The 18,084-nt window shown below is 74.4% G+C and carries 16 protein-coding genes; 8 read left to right on the top strand and 8 right to left on the bottom strand.

The annotated features are described in order from the left end of the window. Nucleotides 1-24: 24 nt before the first annotated feature. Complete coding sequence (locus ACGBYP_RS09585; RefSeq protein ID WP_411583401.1) at nucleotides 25-2,058, bottom strand: PTS mannitol transporter subunit IICBA; 2,034 nt, start codon at nucleotides 2,056-2,058, stop codon at nucleotides 25-27. 280 nt (nucleotides 2,059-2,338) lie between these two features. On the opposite strand from ACGBYP_RS09585, the gene ACGBYP_RS09580 reads away from it, so the two are divergent. Both ACGBYP_RS09580 and ACGBYP_RS09575 read left to right on the top strand, forming a co-directional pair. Then, complete coding sequence (locus ACGBYP_RS09580; RefSeq protein WP_411583399.1) at nucleotides 2,339-3,397, top strand: zinc-dependent dehydrogenase; 1,059 nt, start codon at nucleotides 2,339-2,341, stop codon at nucleotides 3,395-3,397. A gap of 160 nt (nucleotides 3,398-3,557) precedes the next feature. Beyond that, entirely contained in the window at nucleotides 3,558-4,088 is a 531-nt protein-coding gene (locus ACGBYP_RS09575; RefSeq protein ID WP_411583397.1) for a hypothetical protein, read from the top strand. 3 nt (nucleotides 4,089-4,091) lie between these two features. On the opposite strand, the gene ACGBYP_RS09570 is transcribed toward ACGBYP_RS09575, so the two are convergent. After that, nucleotides 4,092-5,021 carry an SDR family NAD(P)-dependent oxidoreductase gene (locus ACGBYP_RS09570; RefSeq protein WP_411583395.1) on the bottom strand — a complete coding sequence of 310 codons (930 nt, stop codon included), beginning with the start codon at nucleotides 5,019-5,021 and terminating at the stop codon, nucleotides 4,092-4,094. Between the two features lie 87 nt (nucleotides 5,022-5,108). On the opposite strand from ACGBYP_RS09570, the gene nhaA reads away from it, so the two are divergent. Next, nucleotides 5,109-7,754: a Na+/H+ antiporter NhaA gene (nhaA, locus tag ACGBYP_RS09565; RefSeq protein WP_411583393.1), complete on the top strand. Its 2,646-nt coding sequence runs from the start codon at nucleotides 5,109-5,111 to the stop codon at nucleotides 7,752-7,754. Between the two features lie 10 nt (nucleotides 7,755-7,764). Continuing rightward, nucleotides 7,765-8,766 (top strand): DUF2332 family protein, encoded by a 1,002-nt coding sequence (locus ACGBYP_RS09560; RefSeq protein ID WP_411583391.1) that lies wholly within the window; start codon nucleotides 7,765-7,767, stop codon nucleotides 8,764-8,766. A gap of 74 nt (nucleotides 8,767-8,840) precedes the next feature. Here the strand turns inward: ACGBYP_RS09560 and ACGBYP_RS09555 are convergent, their stop codons facing one another. Beyond that, the gene (locus ACGBYP_RS09555; RefSeq protein WP_411583389.1) at nucleotides 8,841-10,103 is read right to left on the bottom strand and encodes a glutathionylspermidine synthase family protein; all 1,263 of its coding nucleotides are present in this window, start codon (nucleotides 10,101-10,103) and stop codon (nucleotides 8,841-8,843) included. Beyond that, nucleotides 10,100-10,528 carry a hypothetical protein gene (locus ACGBYP_RS09550; protein ID WP_411583387.1) on the bottom strand — a complete coding sequence of 143 codons (429 nt, stop codon included), beginning with the start codon at nucleotides 10,526-10,528 and terminating at the stop codon, nucleotides 10,100-10,102. The genes ACGBYP_RS09555 and ACGBYP_RS09550 overlap by 4 nt, the downstream gene beginning before the upstream one ends. A gap of 271 nt (nucleotides 10,529-10,799) precedes the next feature. On the opposite strand from ACGBYP_RS09550, the gene ACGBYP_RS09545 reads away from it, so the two are divergent. Beyond that, nucleotides 10,800-11,201, top strand: a complete 402-nt coding sequence (locus ACGBYP_RS09545) for a VOC family protein (protein ID WP_411583385.1) — start codon at nucleotides 10,800-10,802, stop codon at nucleotides 11,199-11,201. Between the two features lie 18 nt (nucleotides 11,202-11,219). On the opposite strand, the gene ACGBYP_RS09540 is transcribed toward ACGBYP_RS09545, so the two are convergent. From ACGBYP_RS09540 to ACGBYP_RS09530, 3 genes are all read right to left on the bottom strand, one after another. Continuing rightward, on the bottom strand, nucleotides 11,220-11,672 hold the full coding sequence (locus tag ACGBYP_RS09540) for a nuclear transport factor 2 family protein (protein ID WP_411583383.1): 453 nt from the start codon (nucleotides 11,670-11,672) through the stop codon (nucleotides 11,220-11,222). 81 nt (nucleotides 11,673-11,753) lie between these two features. Further along, nucleotides 11,754-12,248: a glutathione peroxidase gene (locus ACGBYP_RS09535; protein WP_411583381.1), complete on the bottom strand. Its 495-nt coding sequence runs from the start codon at nucleotides 12,246-12,248 to the stop codon at nucleotides 11,754-11,756. Nucleotides 12,249-12,282: 34 nt separating this feature from the next. Beyond that, a complete protein-coding gene (locus ACGBYP_RS09530) occupies nucleotides 12,283-12,708 on the bottom strand; it encodes a DUF2237 family protein (protein WP_411583379.1) in 426 nt (141 codons plus the stop codon). A gap of 102 nt (nucleotides 12,709-12,810) precedes the next feature. On the opposite strand from ACGBYP_RS09530, the gene ACGBYP_RS09525 reads away from it, so the two are divergent. The 3 genes from ACGBYP_RS09525 to ACGBYP_RS09515 are packed head-to-tail and all read left to right on the top strand — an operon-like array spanning nucleotide 12,811 to nucleotide 15,848. Further along, a complete protein-coding gene (locus ACGBYP_RS09525) occupies nucleotides 12,811-13,734 on the top strand; it encodes an NAD(P)H-binding protein (RefSeq protein WP_411583378.1) in 924 nt (307 codons plus the stop codon). Next, a complete protein-coding gene (locus ACGBYP_RS09520) occupies nucleotides 13,731-14,525 on the top strand; it encodes a lysostaphin resistance A-like protein (protein ID WP_411583376.1) in 795 nt (264 codons plus the stop codon). Before ACGBYP_RS09525 ends, ACGBYP_RS09520 begins: the two co-directional genes overlap by 4 nt. Before the next feature lie 57 nt (nucleotides 14,526-14,582). Then, the gene (locus ACGBYP_RS09515; protein ID WP_411583374.1) at nucleotides 14,583-15,848 is read left to right on the top strand and encodes an amidase; all 1,266 of its coding nucleotides are present in this window, start codon (nucleotides 14,583-14,585) and stop codon (nucleotides 15,846-15,848) included. A gap of 3 nt (nucleotides 15,849-15,851) precedes the next feature. Here ACGBYP_RS09515 and ACGBYP_RS09510 read toward each other — a convergent pair whose 3' ends face one another. Continuing rightward, complete coding sequence (locus ACGBYP_RS09510) at nucleotides 15,852-17,477, bottom strand: ATP-binding protein (RefSeq protein ID WP_411583709.1); 1,626 nt, start codon at nucleotides 17,475-17,477, stop codon at nucleotides 15,852-15,854. Between the last annotated feature and the right edge of the window lie 607 nt (nucleotides 17,478-18,084).

Raw genomic sequence — 18,084 nt, 5'->3', positions numbered from 1 at the left:
CGGGGCCGTCGGGTGGGTCCTGCGTCAGGCCGGCTGCATGGCGCCGAGGACGGCCATGACGTCGGCCGGGGTGCGCGCCGACTCGAGCCGGGCGACCTGCGCGGAGTCGGTGAACACCTCCGCGATCTTCCCGAGCAGCTTCAGGTGGTCGTCGCCGGCACCGGCGACGCCGATGACGAACTTGACCTCCCTGCCGTTCCAGTCGATGCCCTGCGGGTAGCGCACGAAGGAGATCGCCGAGCGCCGGATCGCGGACTTCGCCTCGTTGGTGCCGTGCGGGATCGCCAGCAGGTTGCCCATGTAGGTCGACACCGAGGTCTCGCGCTCGTGCATGGTCGGGACGTAGGAGGCCTCGACCGCGCCGGCGGCCACCAGCAGCTCGCCGGCCTCGGTGATCGCCGCGTCGCAGCCCGAGGCGCGACCGTCGAGCACGATGCTGTCGCGGGAGAGCAGGTCGCTGCCCCCCACGCCCGTGCCGGTCCGGTCCGCCGCGGTGCCCACGTCCGCGCCGTCCACCGCGGCTGCCGCGGTCGCGGCGCCGGCCGCGCCGTTGGTCTGCTGCAGCAGCTCGACGATCTCGTCGTACCGCGGGCTGTCCATGAAGTTGCTGACCGAGACGTGGCGCGCCGACCCGGTCCGCTCCTCGGCCCGCTCGGCGAGGTCCTCGTGGGTGACCACGAGGTCGTAGGTGTCGGTCAGGTTCGAGATGGCCTTGTTCACCACGGTGACGTCCTTGAAGCCGGCGCCGTGCACCTTCCGGCGGAGCACCGAGGCGCCCATCGCCGAGGAGCCCATGCCGGCGTCGCAGGCGAAGACGATGGAGTGGATGGGGCCGTCGGTGCGGCCGCCGCCCGAGCCCACCAGCGCCGAGGAGATCGAGGACTTCTTGCCCTTGCGGGCCTCCATCGCCGCCGTCGCCGCGCTCAGGTCACCGTCGTCGTCCTTGTCCAGCTTCAGCAGGAAGGCGGCGACCAGGAAGCTGACCCCGGCGGCGACCAGGACCGACGCGGTGACGCCGACCAGGCTGCTGGGCGGGGAGGCGGCCCAGACGGCGATGATCGAACCGGGGGACGCGGGCGAGCGCAGACCGGAGCCGAAGACGACGTTGGTGGCCACACCGGCCATGCCGCCGAGGATCACCGCCGCGATGAGCTTCGGCTTGGCCAGCACGTACGGGAAGTAGATCTCGTGGATGCCGCCGACGAAGTGGATGAGGATCGCCCCGGGAGCCGAGGACTTCGCGGCGCCGCGGCCGAACAGGGCGAAGGCCAGCAGCAGGCCCAGGCCGGGGCCGGGGTTGGCCTCGAGCAGGAAGAGGATCGACTGCCCGGCCTGCTGCGCCTCGTTCGTGCCGAGCGGGGTGAGGATGCCCTGGTTGATGGCGTTGTTCAGGAACAGGATCTTGGCCGGCTCGATGAAGACCGAGGTCAGCGGCAGCAGGTTGTTCTCGACCAGGGTGTCGACGACGTTGCCCGCCAGCGTGCTGAACGCCTCGACGAGGGGCCCGGCGAGCACGAAGCCGACCACGGCGAGGAACCCGCCCCAGATGCCGGCGGAGAAGTTGTTGACCAGCATCTCGAAGCCGGGGCGGATCTTGTGCGCCCACAGGGCGTCGAGCCGCTTCATCGTCCAGCCGCCGAGCGGGCCCATGACCATGGCGCCCAGGAACATCGGCACGCTGGCCCCGGTGATGGCGCCCATGGTGGCGATCGCACCGACCACGCCGCCGCGGACCTCGTTGTCGTACACCATCCGGCCGCCGGTGTAGCCGATCAGCAGCGGCAGGAGGTAGGTGATCATCGGGCCGACGATCCCGGTGCCCTCGGCGCCGGAGCCCCAGGCGCCGAGGTCCTCGACGAAGCCGTAGCCGCCGGTGTGGCCGAGGGCGTCACCGATGAGGGTGATCCAGCCGGTCTCGATGAACAGCGCGGTGATCAGGCCCCAGGCGATGAACGCGCCGATGTTGGGCAGCACCATGTTCGAGAGGAACGTCCCGAACCGTTGGACGCGGACGCGCAGCCCTCCCGAGCGTGGCGCCGAATGGGTGGTCGTGGCCATGGATGACCTTCCTGGATGACGTTCTGTGACCGGTCGACGCGGGTCGCTCGGGCGGGGGACGGCGGGCTGTGTCATCTGTGATCGCAGTCACGATGATCTGTGTTCGTCTGTATATCTGGCCCGGCGGGCGCGGTCAAGAGCCGCAAAGCCACACGATCACACGGAAGTCCACGCAACCGGATGGTGAGATGCGCTCTACAGTGACCGCCGACACCGGTGGCGCTGTGGCCGTACCGGACGGCAGGGGGCGCCGTCATCGCCCCGGCACCTGGAGGACGAGATGAAGGCCCTGCGGTTCTACGCACCCGAGGACGTACGGCTCGAGGACGTCCCGGAGCCCGAGTGCGGTCCCGGTGAGGTCAAGATCGCGGTCAGGAACTGCTCGACCTGCGGGACCGACGTGAAGGCCTTCCACAACGGCCACCAGAACCTCACGCCGCCCCGGATCATGGGCCACGAGGTCGCCGGCGAGATCGTCGAGGTCGGGGCCGACGTGAACAGCACCTACGGCAGCTCCTGGGCCGTGGGCGACCGCGTCCAGGTCATCGCGGCCGTGCCCTGCGGGCACTGCCACGAGTGCCGCAAGGGCTGGATGGCGGTGTGCCAGAACCAGACCTCCATCGGTTACCAGTACGACGGCGGGTTCGCCGAGTACATGATCGTGCCCCAGCAGGTGCTGGCGGTCGACGGGCTCAACCGGATCCCGGAGAACGTCGGGTTCGACGAGGCCTCGGCCGCCGAGCCCTTCGCCTGCGCCATCAACGCCCAGGAGCTGCTCGGCATCGAGGAGGGCGACACCCTCGTCGTCTTCGGTGCCGGCCCGATCGGGTGCATGCACATCCGCATCGCCCGCGGCGTGCACAAGGTCGGCAAGGTGATCCTGGTCGACGTCAACGCCGAACGACTGGAGATGTCGGCCGCCGCCGTGCAGCCCGACGAGGTGGTCAACGGCGCCGAGGTCGACGTGGTCGCCCGGATCAAGGAGCTCACCGACGGTCGCGGCGCCGACGTCATCATCACCGCGACCGCGGCGAACGTCACCCAGGAGCAGGCCATCGCGGCGGCGGCCCGCAACGGCCGGATCTCGTTCTTCGGCGGCCTGCCCAAGACCAACCCGACGATCACCTGCGACTCGAACGTCGTCCACTACCGCCAGCTGCACATCCACGGCGCGAACGGCTCGGCGCCCGAGCACAACAAGCGGGCGCTGGAGTACATCTCCAGCGGCCTGGTGCCGGTGAAGGACCTGATCACCGAGCACGTGCCGCTGGAGCGCGTCCTCGACGCGTTCTCGATCGTGCAGCGGGGCGTGGCCATCAAGGTGACCGTCGAACCCTGATCCGCCGGCCGGGCTCCGCCGCAGCGCGGCGGCGGAGCCCGGCCGCGCCTCCCTCGTCCGGGTGACCGGCGCCGTCGGCAGCTGTGCTGCCGGCCCGCGCCTGCCGATGGGGCTCCGATGGGCGGACGAGCCGCCGGTCGGACAGAGGACGAGGTGCAGGATGCGCACGCGCCGGACGGCGAACACCGCAGGACGACGGGCCGGGCAGGTGCTGCTGGCCGGGCTGGTGGCCGCACTCGCGCTGCTGGTCAGCCCCGCCACCGCCCAGGCGGCCGGGACGGTGACCCCGACGGCCTCCTGCTACCAGCCCAACAGCGACGGCACCGTCAGCGTGCTGCTCGGCTACGTCAACAACACGAACGTCACGCAGACCATCCCGCGCGGGCCGAGCAACGTGATCACGCCCAGCCGCTACGACGGGGCACAGCCGACCACCTTCGCCCCCGGCAGCCACCCCGGCGCCTTCGCGGTGACGGCCCCGGCCTCCGACGCGTGGGGAGGCAGCTGGACGCTCGACGGCGTCACGCTGTCGAACGCGAGCGCCGTCAACCAGTGCCCGGCCGGCACGTCGCTGCCCGCCGACGGCAACGGCTACGGGATGACGATGGTGCTGCTGGCCGCCGGCGCGGTCGCCGGCGTCGCGCTGTGGCGCTCCCACCGGCGGGACAAGCGCACCGCCCTGCCCGCCTGAGGCCTAGAGGCCCCAGTAGTCGCCGCGGGTCGACTCCTTCTCCGGCACGGGCGCGAACACGTTGCCCGTGGTGGGCGGCACCGTGTCGCGGGACATCCCGAACACCCGCAGCAGCGGCCCGACCAGCAGGTCGAACACCGGCGGGAGCAGCCGGAACCCCGCGATGATCACCGGGTTGGCGAAGCCGGACTGCTTCAGCCGGCGCGGCCGGTCGATCCGGGCCACCACGTGCCGCGCGACGCGCTCGGGGGTGTAGACCGGCGGCGGCGGGTGGCCGGTGTTGCCCAGCACGGTCGCGGCCTGGTCGTAGATCGGCGTGGTGGTCCCGCCCGGGGCGACGGCGGAGACGTGCACGTCGGGCAGCTCGCGCAGCTCCTGCTGCAGGGTGCGCACCAGCCCGAGCTGACCCCACTTCGCCGTCACGTAGGAGCCCATCGTCGGGGCGGTGATCGAGGCCAGCAGCGAGCTGACCACCACCACGTGCCCGCGCCGCTGGGCGCGCAGCACCGGCAGCACCGAGCGGAAGACGTTGAACGTGCCCAGGACGGCGGTGTCGACGACCCGCTCGAACACCTCCGGCTGCACGTCCTCGATCCGCCCGTAGGCCATCACGGTCGCGGCGTGCACGACGACGTCCAGCCGGCCGAACGTGCCGGTGGCCCGGTCGACGGCGGACTGCACGGCGGCGGGGTCCAGGACGTCGGCGGGCACGCACTCCACGGCCCTGGCCCCCGCGGCGCGGCAGTCGGCCGCGGCGTCGGCCAGCGTGGTCGCGCTCCGGGACACCAGCACCAGCGAGGCGCCGCGCCGGGCGAACTCGATCGCGCTCGCCCGGCCGATGCCGGAGGAGGCGCCGACGACCAGCACCACCTCGCCGCCGCCCGGGGCCCCGGAGGCCCGCCGCAGATCGCTCGCCGTCGTCTCAGCAGTCACCCTGCCCCGCTACCCGCGACGGCCCGCGTCACGCCTGTGGTGCACAACGCGTCGTCGGCCGTCATCCGGGGACGGTAGGAAGACCGCATGACCGCGGCACCACGCACCACCACGACGTCGGGGTCCCGGCACCTGGTCGCCCAGCTCTCGGCCCAGGCGCGGCGCATGCTGCAGACCGAGGCGGCCAGCGCCGGGCTGCTCGTCGCCGCCACCCTCGCGGCCCTGGCCTGGGCGAACTCCCCGTGGAGCGACACCTACGAGCAGGTGTGGCACACCGGGTTCTCGCTCCGGCTGGGCGACATGGCCGTGAGCGAGGACCTGCGGCACTGGGTCAACGACGGCCTGATGTGCTTCTTCTTCTTCCTCATCGGCATGGAGGTCCGCCGCGAGCTGCAGATGGGGGAGCTGACCCAGCGCAGCCGGCTGTCGATCCCGGTGATCGCCGCCCTCGCCGGGCTGGCCCTCCCGGCCGCCATCTACCTCGCGTTCAACGCCGGCGGCCCGGGCGCGCACGGCTGGGGCATCCCCATCGCCACCGACACCGCGTTCCTGCTGGGGGCGCTGGCGCTGGCCGGGCCGCGGGCCACCACCCAGCTGCGGGTCTTCCTGCTGTCGCTGTCGGTGGTCGACGACATCGGGGCGCTCACCGTGATCGCCGTCTTCTACTCCGAGGACGTCGACCTGACCGCGCTGGCGATCGCGGCGCTGTGCATCCTCGCGTTCTCGCTGCTGGCCCGGCTGCAGGTGTGGCGCGGGCCGGCGTACTTCGCGGTCGGCACGGCGATGTGGCTGGCGATGAACGCCTCCGGGGTGCACGCCACCATCGGCGCCGTCGTCCTCGGGCTGCTGGTGAGCGCCTACCCGCCGCGGCGGGCCGAGGTCGAGTCCGCCGGCGTGCTGGCCCGGGCGTTCCGGCAGTCGCCGCAGGTCTCCCTCGCCCGGCAGGCCAAGCTCTCGGTCGAGCGGGCCATCTCGCCCAACGAGCGGATCGGGGCGCTGCTGGTGCCCTGGAGCGGCTACGTCGTCGTCCCGGTGTTCGCGCTGGCCAACGCCGGGGTGCACGTCAGCGGCGACCTGCTGCAGCGGGCGGCCACCTCGCCGGTCACGCTGGGGGTGTTCGCCGCCCTCGTCGTCGGCAAGCTGGTCGGGGTCGGCGGGGCCGCGACCCTGGCGGTGCGGCTGCGGCTGGGCGCGCTGCCGCCGGGGGTGGGGCTGGGCAGCGTGTGGGGCGGTGCCGCGCTGTCGGGCCTGGGGTTCACCGTCTCGTTGTTCGTCGCCGACCTGGCCTTCCCCGACACCGACCTGCGCGACGAGGCGATGGTCGGCATCCTGGCCGCCGCCGTGGTCGCCGCGGCGCTGGGCCTGGGCTGGTTCCGCTGGCTGGCCCGCCGCGACCCGGTCGAGCAGCCCACCGGCCCGACCCGGCTGGACCCGCCGGTCGACCCCGCGCGGGACCACGTGCGCGGCCGCCCGGACGCCCCGCTGGAGCTGGTCGAGTACGGCGACGTCGAGTGCCCGTTCTGCGGGCGGGCCACCGGGGTGGTCGAGGAGCTGCGGCAGCGCTTCGGCGACGACCTGCGGTACGTCTTCCGGCACCTGCCGCTGCCCGACGTCCACCCGCACGCCGAGCTGGCCGCCGAGGCCGTCGAGGCCGCCGGTGCGCAGGGCGCGTTCTGGGCGATGCACGACCGGCTGTTCGCCCACCAGGACCAGCTGGAGGCCGGCGAGCTGCTCGACCACGCCGCCGCGCTCGGCCTGGACCTGGGCCGGTTCGCGCAGGACCTCGGGGACGGCGCCTTCGCCGCCCGGGTGCGCGAGGACGTCGCCTCCGCCGAGGCCAGTGGGGTCGCCGGCACGCCGACCTTCTTCGTCAACGGTGTCCGGCACGAGGGCCCGACCGTCACCGACGCACTGGCCGCAGCCCTGCTGGACTCCGACCCCCGCGGCCCGCAGCGCCGGGAACTGCCCGCCCCGACGCAGGCGGTGCCCACCGTGACGCTGTCGCCGACGGCCCAGCTGCCCGGCCTGATGAAGGTGCCCGGCGGCCACTTCGAGGAGACGCCGGACGACGGGTCCACGCCCCGGCTGACCCCGGAGCACTGCCGGGAGTTCCAGCGGGTCGGCCGGCGGGTGCGCACCGAGCACAAGCAGGTGCTGCTGCGCTCCGGGGCGGCCGAGTACGACTTCTTCGTCATCGTGTCCGGGTCGGTCGCGATCGTCGAGGGTCCGCTGGAGGGCGTCGACGGCGCCGCTCCGCGGGTGATCGCGGTCCACGGCCCCGGCCGCTTCCTGGGTGGGCTCAACCAGCTGGCCGGCCAGCGGCCGGTGCGCTCGCTGGTGGTCGCCGAGGCCGGCGAGGTCATCGTGCTGACGCTGGAGCGGCTGCGCTCCCTGCTGGCCCGCAACCGGGAGATCAACGACCTGGTCACCCGGTCGTTCCTGCTCCGCCGGGCGATGCTGATCGGCCAGGCCAGCGGGCTGCGGGTGGTCGGTGACCGCCGGTGGCCGGCCAGCGTCGAGCTGCGCGAGCGGCTGGCCGACGACGGCATCGCCCACCAGTGGCTGGACCCCGCCGAGGACGACGCCGCCCGCCGGCTGCTGGCCGAGGCGGGGCTGCCCGACACCGACCGGCCGCTCGTGATCCGCCCCGACGGCCGGGTGCTGGTCGACCCGACCCGCGAGGACCTGCTTCGGGCCGCCGGCTCGGCCACCCGGGACCTGACGACCACATGAGGACGCTGCCATGAGGGCGCTGGACGACGAACTGACCGACCTCGCCGGCCACTACCGGCGCTTCGCCGAGGTCGAGGCCGCCGGGGTCTCCCCGCGGTACGCCGAGCTGGCCGCGGCGGTGGCCGGCGACGCCGACGTCCTGGGCTTCCTCGGCATGCTGCCGGCGCCCAAGCGACAGGCGAACCTGCTGCTCGGGGCGCTGACGTTCCTGCACGGGGGCCCGCCGGCCGACGGCGCCGAGCTGCGTGAGTGGGTCGTCGGCGACGCCGACCGGCTGCGGGCCACGATGCTCGCCCGCGCCACCCAGACCAACGAGGCCGCCCGCTGCGCGGCCCTGCTCCCGGTGCTGTCGACGCTGCCCGGACCGCTGGCGCTGGTCGAGGTCGGCGCCTCGGCCGGCCTGTGCCTGTACCCCGACCGGTACGGCTACGCGTACCCCACCGGCCGGGTCGGGGACGCCGGCAGCGCGGTCCAGCTGCGGTGCACGGTGACCGGTGACGGACCGGTTCCGACCCGCGTGCCCCAGGTGGCCGCCCGCGCCGGCATCGACCTGGACCCGCTGGACCCGGCCGACCCCGACGACGTCGCCTGGCTGCAGGCGCTGATCTGGCCCGGGATGGAGGAGCGCCGCGACCGGCTCGCCGCCGCGGCCGCGATCGCCGCCCGGGAGCCCGCCGAGGTCGTCCGCGGCGACCTGGTCGAGCAGCTGCCCGCGCTGGTCGCGCGGATGCCGGCCGGGGCGACGGTCGTCGTGTTCCACACCGCGGTGCTGGCCTACCTGGACGCCGCCGCCCGGGAGGCGTTCGTGGAGACGGTCAGCGGGCTGCCGGTGCGGTGGCTGTCGCAGGAGGGCGTACCCGTGCTGGCGGGCGTCCGCGACCGCCTCCCCGAGCCGCCGGCCGCCGAGGAGTCGCGCTTCCTGCTGGCCCTGGACGGCGAACCGCTGGCCTACACCGCCCCGCACGGCGGCAGGATCGACTGGCTCCCCGCCGCCGCGGCCCTCCGGCGTTGATCATGGGCGTCTGGCCACCGACACGCCGTCCACCGGTGCGTCGGCGGGCACGACGCCCATGATCAACAGGCGCGTCAGGCGGACCAGGTGGTGTTCGGGGGCTTCTTGTAGTCGATGGTGTGCGGGACGAAGAAGCTCAGGTCGTCGGTGATCAGGCCGTCGGACTCGCGGATGCCCAGGCCCGCCGCCTCGCCGTCGACGACCCAGGCGCCCAGCACCGGGTGGTGCGGGCCGTCGGGGCCGGGGAAGTCCGGGAGCGCGCACAGCTGCTGCACGATCCAGCCCTCGGCGCCGTAGCGGCCGCCGAGCGAGGCGATCGTCTCCCCGCCGGGGGCGATCAGCTCGACGTTGTTGCCCTCGCGGCCCAGCAGCGGCTTGCGGGCGAAGCCGGTCTGCTGCAGCTCGGCGGCCCGCGGGTCGTCGCCGAAGTAGGCGGGCAGCAGGTACCGGGAGATCACCGGGTCGTCGGCGTACCGCTGCCACAGCACCGGCAGCAGGCCCTTGTTCGACCAGAGCATCTTCCAGATCGGCTCGACCCACGTCGTCCCGCCGGGCACCCGGAGGTCGGCGATCACCGAGGGGCCGTACTCGTCGGCGACCAGCCACTCCCAGGGGTAGAGCTTAAAGACGACGTCGATCCGGTTGCCCTTGGGGTCGTAGAACCGGGCGTCGCCGGTGTCGAGGGCGAGCTCCTCGGTGGTGAGGACGGTCGTCTCGTAGCCGGCGCGCTGCACGCAGTCGGCCATGTAGGCGACGGTCATCCAGTCCTCGCCGCTGGTGTCGCCCGACGTCCAGGCCAGGTGCACCCGCGGACGGCGTCCGTAGTGGGCCTCCCAGCGCGACAGGTTGCGCTGCCAGGCCGCCACCAGCCGATCGTCGAGCTGGTTCCACTGGTCGGTGCCCTGCCCGGTCTCCAGGTGCCAGGCCCACTGCACGACCGCGGCCTCGACCAGCGAGGTGGGGGTGTCGGCGTTGAACTCCAGCAGCCGGGGCGCGGCCTTGCCGTCCCACCACAGGTCGAAGCGGCCGTAGATGCTCGGCGGCTCGTACTCCCAGGTGGCGCGGATGACGTCGCGGGCGTCGCGCGGGATGCGCATCCGGTCCAGCAGCCGCTCGTCGGCCAGCGCCACCTCACCGGCCTCGACGCAGGCGGCGAACAGCTGGTCGGTGACCTCGGCCAGCCGGTCGACCTCGGCGGCGGTGAAGTCGTAGAACACGTCCTCGCGCCAGTAGGAGCGGGTCTCGCCGTCGGGGACGGTGGTCTTGTTGTAGACCAGCCCCTGGCTCTCGATCTCGGCCTCCCAGCCGAGCCGGGCCTTGCCGTACAGCCGCCTCACGAGCCGCTGCTCCCCCCGGCGCCGCCGGAGCCGATGCCGCCGGAGACGCGGGTGCCCGAGGTGACCTTGCCGCTGCTGGGCAGCCCGCTGCGGGACCGCGCGGCAGTGTCCGAGGGGTTCACCCGGGTGCCGGTCGAGGTGTACTGCGAGGGGATGCGCTGGCCGACCGAGTAGCGGTTGCCGCCGAAGTTGCCGAGCAGGAAGAAGAACGGCAGCCCGCCGATGAAGCCGCCGTTGCGCTCGGCCTCCTCGCACTGGTCCTCGTCGACGACGTTGTCCTGCTCGTCGACGCAGTAGACCTCGCGGGCCTCGGTGTCGTCCTCGCCCCCGCCGCCACCGCAGGCGGTGAGGAAGCCCATGGCGGCGCCGGTCAGGCTGACGGTGGTGATCGCGGCCTTCGCGCGGTTGCTCCTGGTCGTGCTCACCGTCTGCGCTCCTCACCTGGCGTCGCCCCGTGTCCCCGCGGACCCGCACATGCTCTCGGACCTGCCCGCGAGCCGATCACCCGGCCCCTCGGGCGGGGACCGCCATCTTCACAGCCCGCCTCCGGCCGTGGGGGGTGCCGCGCACGGCCGGCCCGTCCGGCGTCGTCCCCGCCGACCTGCGGACGACCGATGAGTTCCCGCCGGCCGAGAGGTCTCCACCTCCGACGGGGCCGCAGGGGCCCCGCCCACCGGCCCGACCGAGGAGACCACCGTGCGCACGATCTTCGTGAACCTGCCCGTCACCGACCTGGAGCGGGCCAAGGCGTTCTACGCCGGGCTGGGCTTGGAGAACAACGCCCAGTTCAGCGACGAGACGGCCGCCGCCATGATCATCGAGGAGAACATCTGGGTCATGCTGCTGACCCGCGAGAAGTTCGGCACCTTCGTGACCGGCCAGGTCGGCGACCCCGCGCAGGCCACCTCGGCGATCAACGCGCTCTCCGCCGACAGCCGCGCCGAGGTCGACGACCTGCTGGCCCGGGCGCTGGCCGCGGGCGGCAAGCCGTGGCGGTCGACGGACGACCTCGGCTTCATGTACTCGACCAGCTTCACCGACCCTGACGGCAACGTCTGGGAGACGGTGTGGATGGACCCGGCGGCGATGCAGGGCTGAGGCACCGGTCCCGGCGGCTCAGTGCAGCGGGATCTCCGGTTCGCCCGGCTGACGCGGGCCGGTGATCCGGCGCTCGGCCTCGGTGATCGGGAGGTCGTTGATGCTCGCCTCGCGGCGGCTCATCAGCCCGGAGGCGTCGAACTCCCAGTTCTCGTTGCCGTAGGACCGCCACCACTGGCCGGCGGCGTCGTGCCACTCGTACTGGAAGCGGACGGCGATCCGGTCGTCGGTGAACGCCCACAGCGCCTTGCGCAGCACGTAGTCCTGCTCGCGCTCCCACTTGGCGGTCAGGAACGCGACGATCGCCGCGCGGCCGGTGAGGAAGGTGTCCCGGTTCCGCCACACCGAGTCCTCGGTGTAGGCCAGCGCCACCCGCTCGGGGTCGCGGCTGTTCCAGCCGTCCTCGGCGGCCTGCACCTTCTGCGCGGCGGTCTCGGCGGTGAACGGCGGCAACGGCGGCCGGTCGGCCATGGGTCCTCCTCGGGTCGGGACGGGACGACGGTGTGCGGTGGGCGCCCGGCACGCACAGGTCCGGGCACTGCCCGCACGGTGTCAGGGGTGGAGCACGGACTCCACGGCGGCGCGGACCTCGGGGGCGTCGGGCGTCGTCGACGGCCGGAACCGGGCGACGACCGCGCCGTGCGGGTCCAGGACCCACTTCTCGAAGTTCCAGGAGACCGGCCCGGCCTCGCCGGTGGCGTCCGGGACGGCGGTGAGCTCCTGGAACAGCGGGTGGGCGCCCGCGCCGTTGACCTCGAGCTTGCCGGTCATCGGGAAGGTGACGCCGTAGGTGCCCGAGCAGAACGTGGCGATCTCCTCCGCCGTCCCGGGCTCCTGGCCGGCGAACTGGTTGCACGGCACGCCCAGCACGGTGAAGCCGCGGTCGGCGTACTCCCGCTGCAGCGCCTCGAGCTGCGCGTACTGCGGGGTCAGGCCGCAGCGGCTGGCGACGTTGACCACCAGCGCCGCCGAGCCCGCGGTGAGCGCGCCCAAGGTGGTCGGCTCGCCCTGCAGGGTGGTCAGGGGCAGGTCCAGCAGGTCGCTCACGGCAGCTCCTGGTCGCGGGGACGGTCGCTGCGGGTCAACCGGCGCTGCCGGGAGGCTGTTCCCCCAGGGAGGAGGCGTCGTCGGGGACGTCGACGGCGTGGGCGCGCAGCAGCTCCAGCGGGACCACCTCCAGGGCCCGGGCGTTGGTCGCGGCCAGCACCACCCCGGCCGGTGCCCCCGCCTCGGCGGCCTGCCGCCAGCGCACGGCGACGACGCACCAGCGGTCGCCCGGCCGCAGCCCGGGGAAGCCGTACTGGGGGCGCGGCGTGCTCAGGTCGTTGCCCAGCCGGCGCTGCAGCGCGAGGAACTCGGCGGACACGACGGCGCACACGGTGTGGCTGCCGAGGTCCTCCGGGCCGGTGCGGCAGGAGCCGTCGCGGGTGAAGCCGGTCATCGGGTCGGTGCCGCAGGGCTCCAGGGCCCCGCCCAGGACGTTGCGCTCGGTGCCGGGGTCGTCCACCTCCTGATCATGCGCCCGGTCGCCGGCCCGCGCCGATCCGTCGTGCACTCCCGAATCGCGCGGGAGGTCGGGTGGCGACACTCTGGACGGGTGCGAGTACTGGTGACCGGAGCGTCGGGTTTCGTGGGCGGCAGGCTGGCGCCTGCCCTGGAGGAGGCCGGGCACGAGGTGCGGGCGATGACCCGCCACCCGGAGAGCTACCGCGGCGCCGGCACACCGGTGGCCGGGGACGTCGGCGACGAGGCCTCGCTGCGGACCGCGCTCGAGGGCTGCGAGGCCGCCTACTACCTCGTGCACTCGCTGGACTCCCCGGACTTCCAGGAGAAGGACGCCGAGGCCGCCCGCTCCTTCGCCCGCGCCGCCGCCGACGCCGGGGTGCGCCGGATCATCTACCTGGGCGGGCTGGGTGACGACGCCGACGACCTCTCCGCGCACCTGCGCAGCCGCCGACAGGTCGAGAGGCTGCTGGCCGAGGGCGGGGTGCCGGTCACCGTGCTGCGCGCGGGCATCGTCGTCGGCCACGGTGGCGTCTCCTGGGAGATGACCCGGCAGCTGGTGGCCCACCTGCCGGCGATGATCACCCCCCGCTGGGTGCACACGCGGACGCAGCCCATCGCGGTCGGCGACGTCGTCCGGTACCTGGTCGGCGTGCTGGAGGCCCCCGAGGCCGAGGGCCGGGCCTTCGACGTCGGCGGGCCCGAGGTGCTCGAGTACCTGGAGATGCTCACCCGGGTCGCGGAGATCCAGGGACGCCGGCTGCTGATCGTGCCGGTGCCGCTGCTGACGCCGCAGCTGTCCTCGCGCTGGCTGTCGCTGGTCACCGACGTCGACCTGCAGACCGGCCGGTCGCTGATCGACTCGATGAGCAACGAGGTCGTGGTGCGCGACGACTCGATCCGCCGGATCGTGCCCTTCGAGCCGATGACCTACGACGAGGCCGTCCTCGCCGCGCTCGGTGAACGCGCCAAGGCCCGGCGGGAGGCCCGGCACGGCAAGACCGCGTCGGGGATCGGGCGGGTCCGGTGACCCGCGCGCGGCGCCGTCTCGGGGAATCGCTGATCTCCGACGCCGGCCTCACCCGGCTGCTGGACCGGCTCCCGCCCTGGCTGATCGACAAGGTCCCGCGCGACCACCGCGAGTCCGACGCCGCGTTCCGCCGCCGCCGCCGGGTCACCGCCGGGGTGTCGCTGGCCGGTGCGGGGCTGCTCGGGGTGTCGCTGTCGCGCAAGCCGGACTCGCCGTCGTTCTATGCGCTCACGCTCGGGGTGGCCGCCACCTGGGTGGCCGGCGGGGTCGCCTCCGGCCCGCTGCACCTGGGCTGGATGCAGACGCCCAGGGCCACGCTGCGCCGCCCGCTGCTCACCCCCGTCGCCGGCGGGGTCGCCGCGTTCGGGCTCTTCTACGGTGCGGCGCTGGTCGCCAAGCGCATCCCCCCGCTGGACGCCGCCATCACCCGGGTGCTGCGGTACGCCCAGCAGGGCAACCCGGCGCTGGTCACCACCACCACGCTGGCCAACGGGGTCGCCGAGGAGGTCTTCTTCCGCGGGGCGCTGTACGCCGCGGTCGGCGTCGACCACCCGGTGCTGAAGTCCTCTGCCGTCTACACGCTGGCCACCGTGGCCACCCGCAACCCGGCGCTGGTGCTGGCCTCGGTGCCGATGGGGCTGCTGTTCGCGCTGCAGCGGCGGGTCACCGGCGGCATCCAGGCCCCGGCGCTCACCCACCTCACCTGGTCGATCCTGATGCTGAGGTACCTGCCGCCGCTGTTCGCCGACGACCCCTCGGTGCACGACACGCGCGCGGCGGAGGCCCTCTGACCTGCACGTGGGGCGCCCTGCCTCCCGCGCGGGCCCGGCGGGTGGCAGGCTCCGCCCGTGACCGCGCAGACCCCCGCCCCGCCGGCCGGTGACCGGGCGCTCCGCACCGCCGAGGTCACGACGGCCACCAACGCCGTCGTCACGGTCATCGACCCGCCGTTGCCGCACGCCGGCGAGGGCCCGCTGGCCGGCGTCCGGGTGGGGCTGAAGGACAGCATCGACACCGCCGGGGTGCGCACCACCTGCGGCTCGGCGTACTTCGCCGACCGGGTGCCCGACGCCGACGCCGAGGTGGTCGCCCGGCTGACCGCCGCCGGCGCGCAGGTCGTGGCCAAGCTCAACCTCAGCGAGTTCGCCCTCGGGCTGACCGGGCTCAACTCCCTCGCCGGGCCCACCCGCAACCCCTGGGACGCCGGCCGCGTCCCGGGTGGCTCCAGCAGCGGGTCGGCGGCCGCCGTCGCCGCCGGGCTGGTCGACCTCGCCCTGGGCACCGACACCGGGGGCTCGGTGCGGGTGCCGGCCGCCGCCTGCGGGGTGACCGGGCTGCGGCCGGGCGTCTCCGTGGTGCCCGACGCCGGCACGTTCCCGGTGTGCGAGCTGGTCGACACCGTCGGCCCGATCGCCCGCGACGTCCCGCTGGTCGCCCGGGCGTTCGGGGTGCTGGCCGGTCGGCCGGTGCGGGCGCTGGTGCCCGCCCCGCCGGTGCGGATCGGCGTCCCGGAGTCCTGGACGCACCCGCTGGACCCCGGGGTCGCCGCGGTCGTCGCCGCGGCCGCCCAGGTGTTCGCCGGTGGGGGCGCGGAGCTGGTGCCGGTGCGCGTGCCCGGCACCGGGTCGGCGCTGGACGTGCTCTACACGCTGGTCTACGCCGACGTCGCCGACCTGCACGTCGAGCGGCTCGCCTCCCCGGACCTCTTCCAGCCCGAGACGCTGACCCGGGTGCGGGTGGGGGAGGGGCTCAGCGACGGTCACCGGGCCGAGGCGCTGGAGGCCCGGGCGGAGTTCCAGCGCGCCCTGGAGGAGGTCTTCGCCTCCGTCGACGTCCTGCTCACCCCGACGCTGCCGGTCGACGTCCCGACGGTCGACACCGACGAGGACGTGCTGGCCCTCACCCGCCGGCTGGCGCTGCTGACCGCGCCCTGGTCGCTGCACGCCGGGCCGACGCTGGCGCTGCCGGTGGGCCGGCACCCGGTCTCGGGGATGCCGGTCGGCGCCCAGCTCACCGCCCCGGTCGGCGGCGAGGACGCCCTGCTCGACGCCGGCGCCTGGTTCCAGGAGCGCACGGAGTGGCACCGGGCCACCCCGCCCTGCTCGGTGGACTGACCCTCAGCCGGCCCGCTGGGCCCGGATGGTCACGGTGGTGCCCTCGGGGCTGGGGACGGCGCTGATGTCGGCGAACGCGCTCATCAGCGTCGACCCGCGGCCGCGGTCCATGCTCGCGCCGCGCTCCCGCCACTGCCCGTAGTCGCGCACGGTGATCACCACGCCGGTGGCCGAGGCCTCGACCGTGACGTCGATGAAGGGCTCGATGGGGTCCTGGGCGTGCTCGACGGCGTTGGTCGCCGCCTCGCAGGCGGCCAGCAGCAGGTCGTAGCCCTGGTCCTCGTCGAGTCCGGCGGACTCCAGCAGCCGGCGCAGCGCCCGCCGCAGCGCCGGGACGGCCCGGGGTGAGGCGGGGAACCGCCACGCGTCGAAGTGCACCGGGGGCGCCGGCGGCGCGGGCGGCGGCGGTGGCGGCGCGGCCGGGGTGGCGGGCTGCCGGCTGGCCGGCACCAGGGCGCGCACGTCGGCCCGGCCACCCGGGGCGGCGGTCGGGCGCGTGGCCTCGGGAGCTGCACCCGGGGCGGCGGTCCGCGCGCCGGCGGACCGGTCGATGGCCACCCGCAACCGGGCGACCAGCTCCGCGGCCTGGAACGGCTTGGCCAGGTAGTCGTCGACCCCGGCGGCGAAGCCCTCGACCGCGGCCTCCTGCCCCGCCCGGGCGGTGAGCATGAGCACCGGCACGGCGCGGGTGGCCGGGTCGGCGCGCAGCCGCTGGAGCAGCTCGAACCCGTCGACGCGCGGCATCATCACGTCGGTCACCACGACGTCGGGCCGGTGCTCTGCGACCGCGGCGAGCGCCTCCTCGCCGTCGGCGCAGGTGACCACCCGCCAGATCGGCGCCAGCAGGCGGGTCAGGTACGTGCGCATGTCGGCGTTGTCGTCGACCACGAGCACGGTCGCCGAGGGATCGGCCGGCGCCGCGGGCTGCTCGTGCGGGGCGGCCTCGGTCTCCCAGGCGTCGGCGGTGCCGCGGGCGGCGTCCGAGGGGTGTGCCGCGTCCCCCTCGGCATCCGGGGTGCCGTAGGGGAGGGTGACGGTGAACGTGCTGCCGCGGCCCGGTTCGCTGTCGACGTGCACGGTGCCCCCGTGCAGGGCGACCAGCTCGCGCACCAGGGCCAGGCCGATGCCGGTGCCCTCGCGGTTGCGGGCCAGCGAGCCCGGCACCCGGTGGAACCGGTCGAAGACCAGCGGCAGCTCCGCGGCGGGGATGCCGATGCCGGTGTCGGCGACGGTGAGCACCGCGGCGTCGTCCGTGCCGCGCAGCCGCACCTCGATGCCGCCGACGAAGGTGTACTTCACCGCGTTGGACAGCAGGTTGAGGACGACCTTCTCCCACATCCGCGGGTCGACGGCGGCCGGGTGCGGCAGCGGCGGGCAGTCGACCGTGAGGTGCAGCCCGGCGCGCTCGGCCGCGGCGCGCAGCACCCCGGCCAGCTCGGCGGTGAACGCCGGGAGGTCGGTGGCCACCCGCACCGCGCTGGCCCGGCCGGCCTCGATGCTGGCGACGTCCATCAGGTCGTTGACCAGCCGCTGCAGGCGCTGGCCGTTGCGCATGGCCAGGGTCAGCTGGTCACGGGCGGCCGGGGACAGGTCGTCGGCGCTGGTCAGGACGTCGTCGATCGGCCCCAGCAGCAGGGTGAGCGGGGTGCGCAGCTCGTGGCTGACGTCGGAGAAGAACGCCGTCTTGGCGCGGTCGAGCTCGGCCAGGGACTCCGCGCGCTGCCGCTCGGCCTCGAACTGCCGGGCCTTGCCCAGCGCGTTGACGAACTGGCCGGCCACCAGCTCGAGGAAGGTGCGGTACTCCTCGTCCAGGGCGAGGTTCGGGCTCACCCCGAGCACCAGGACGCCGACCCGGGAGTCGCCGGGGGAGCCGGCCAGCGGCAGCGCGACGGCGTCGCGCACCCGGTCCTCCCAGAGGCCGCCGACGATGCGCAGGTCGGAGACCCGGCCGGGCAGCTCGGCGGCGTCGAGCACGGTCGCCGGCAGCCGCTCGGGGGCGCAGCCGATCGTGGCCGCGCGCCGCAGCCGGCCGCCGTCGTCGAGGTAGACGGCGGCGAAGGGCACGTCGAGCGGGTCGGAGGCGAGCGCCGCGCACAGCCCGTCGAGCACCGCGGCCTCGTCGCCCAGGGCGCCCTCGGCGGTGGACAGCGCGTGCAGCAGCTGCTGGCGGCGCTCGCCGAGCACCTCGCCGGTGACCTCGGTGCAGACCGCGTGCATCCCGGCGACCGCGCCGTCG

The organism is Modestobacter sp. SSW1-42, assembly GCF_046635825.1.
Taxonomy (GTDB): domain Bacteria; phylum Actinomycetota; class Actinomycetes; order Mycobacteriales; family Geodermatophilaceae; genus Modestobacter.
The sequence above is the reverse complement of the archived record's forward strand: the minus strand, read 5'-3'. Positions and strand labels throughout refer to the sequence as shown.

Coding starts and splice junctions, on each gene's coding strand:
- ACGBYP_RS09585 (WP_411583401.1), bottom strand. CDS start 2,058: ATGGCCACGACCACCCATTCGGCGCCACGCTCGGGAGGGCTGCGCGTC.
- ACGBYP_RS09580 (WP_411583399.1), top strand. CDS start 2,339: ATGAAGGCCCTGCGGTTCTACGCACCCGAGGACGTACGGCTCGAGGAC.
- ACGBYP_RS09575 (WP_411583397.1), top strand. CDS start 3,558: ATGCGCACGCGCCGGACGGCGAACACCGCAGGACGACGGGCCGGGCAG.
- nhaA (WP_411583393.1), top strand. CDS start 5,109: ATGACCGCGGCACCACGCACCACCACGACGTCGGGGTCCCGGCACCTG.
- ACGBYP_RS09560 (WP_411583391.1), top strand. CDS start 7,765: ATGAGGGCGCTGGACGACGAACTGACCGACCTCGCCGGCCACTACCGG.
- ACGBYP_RS09540 (WP_411583383.1), bottom strand. CDS start 11,672: ATGGCCGACCGGCCGCCGTTGCCGCCGTTCACCGCCGAGACCGCCGCG.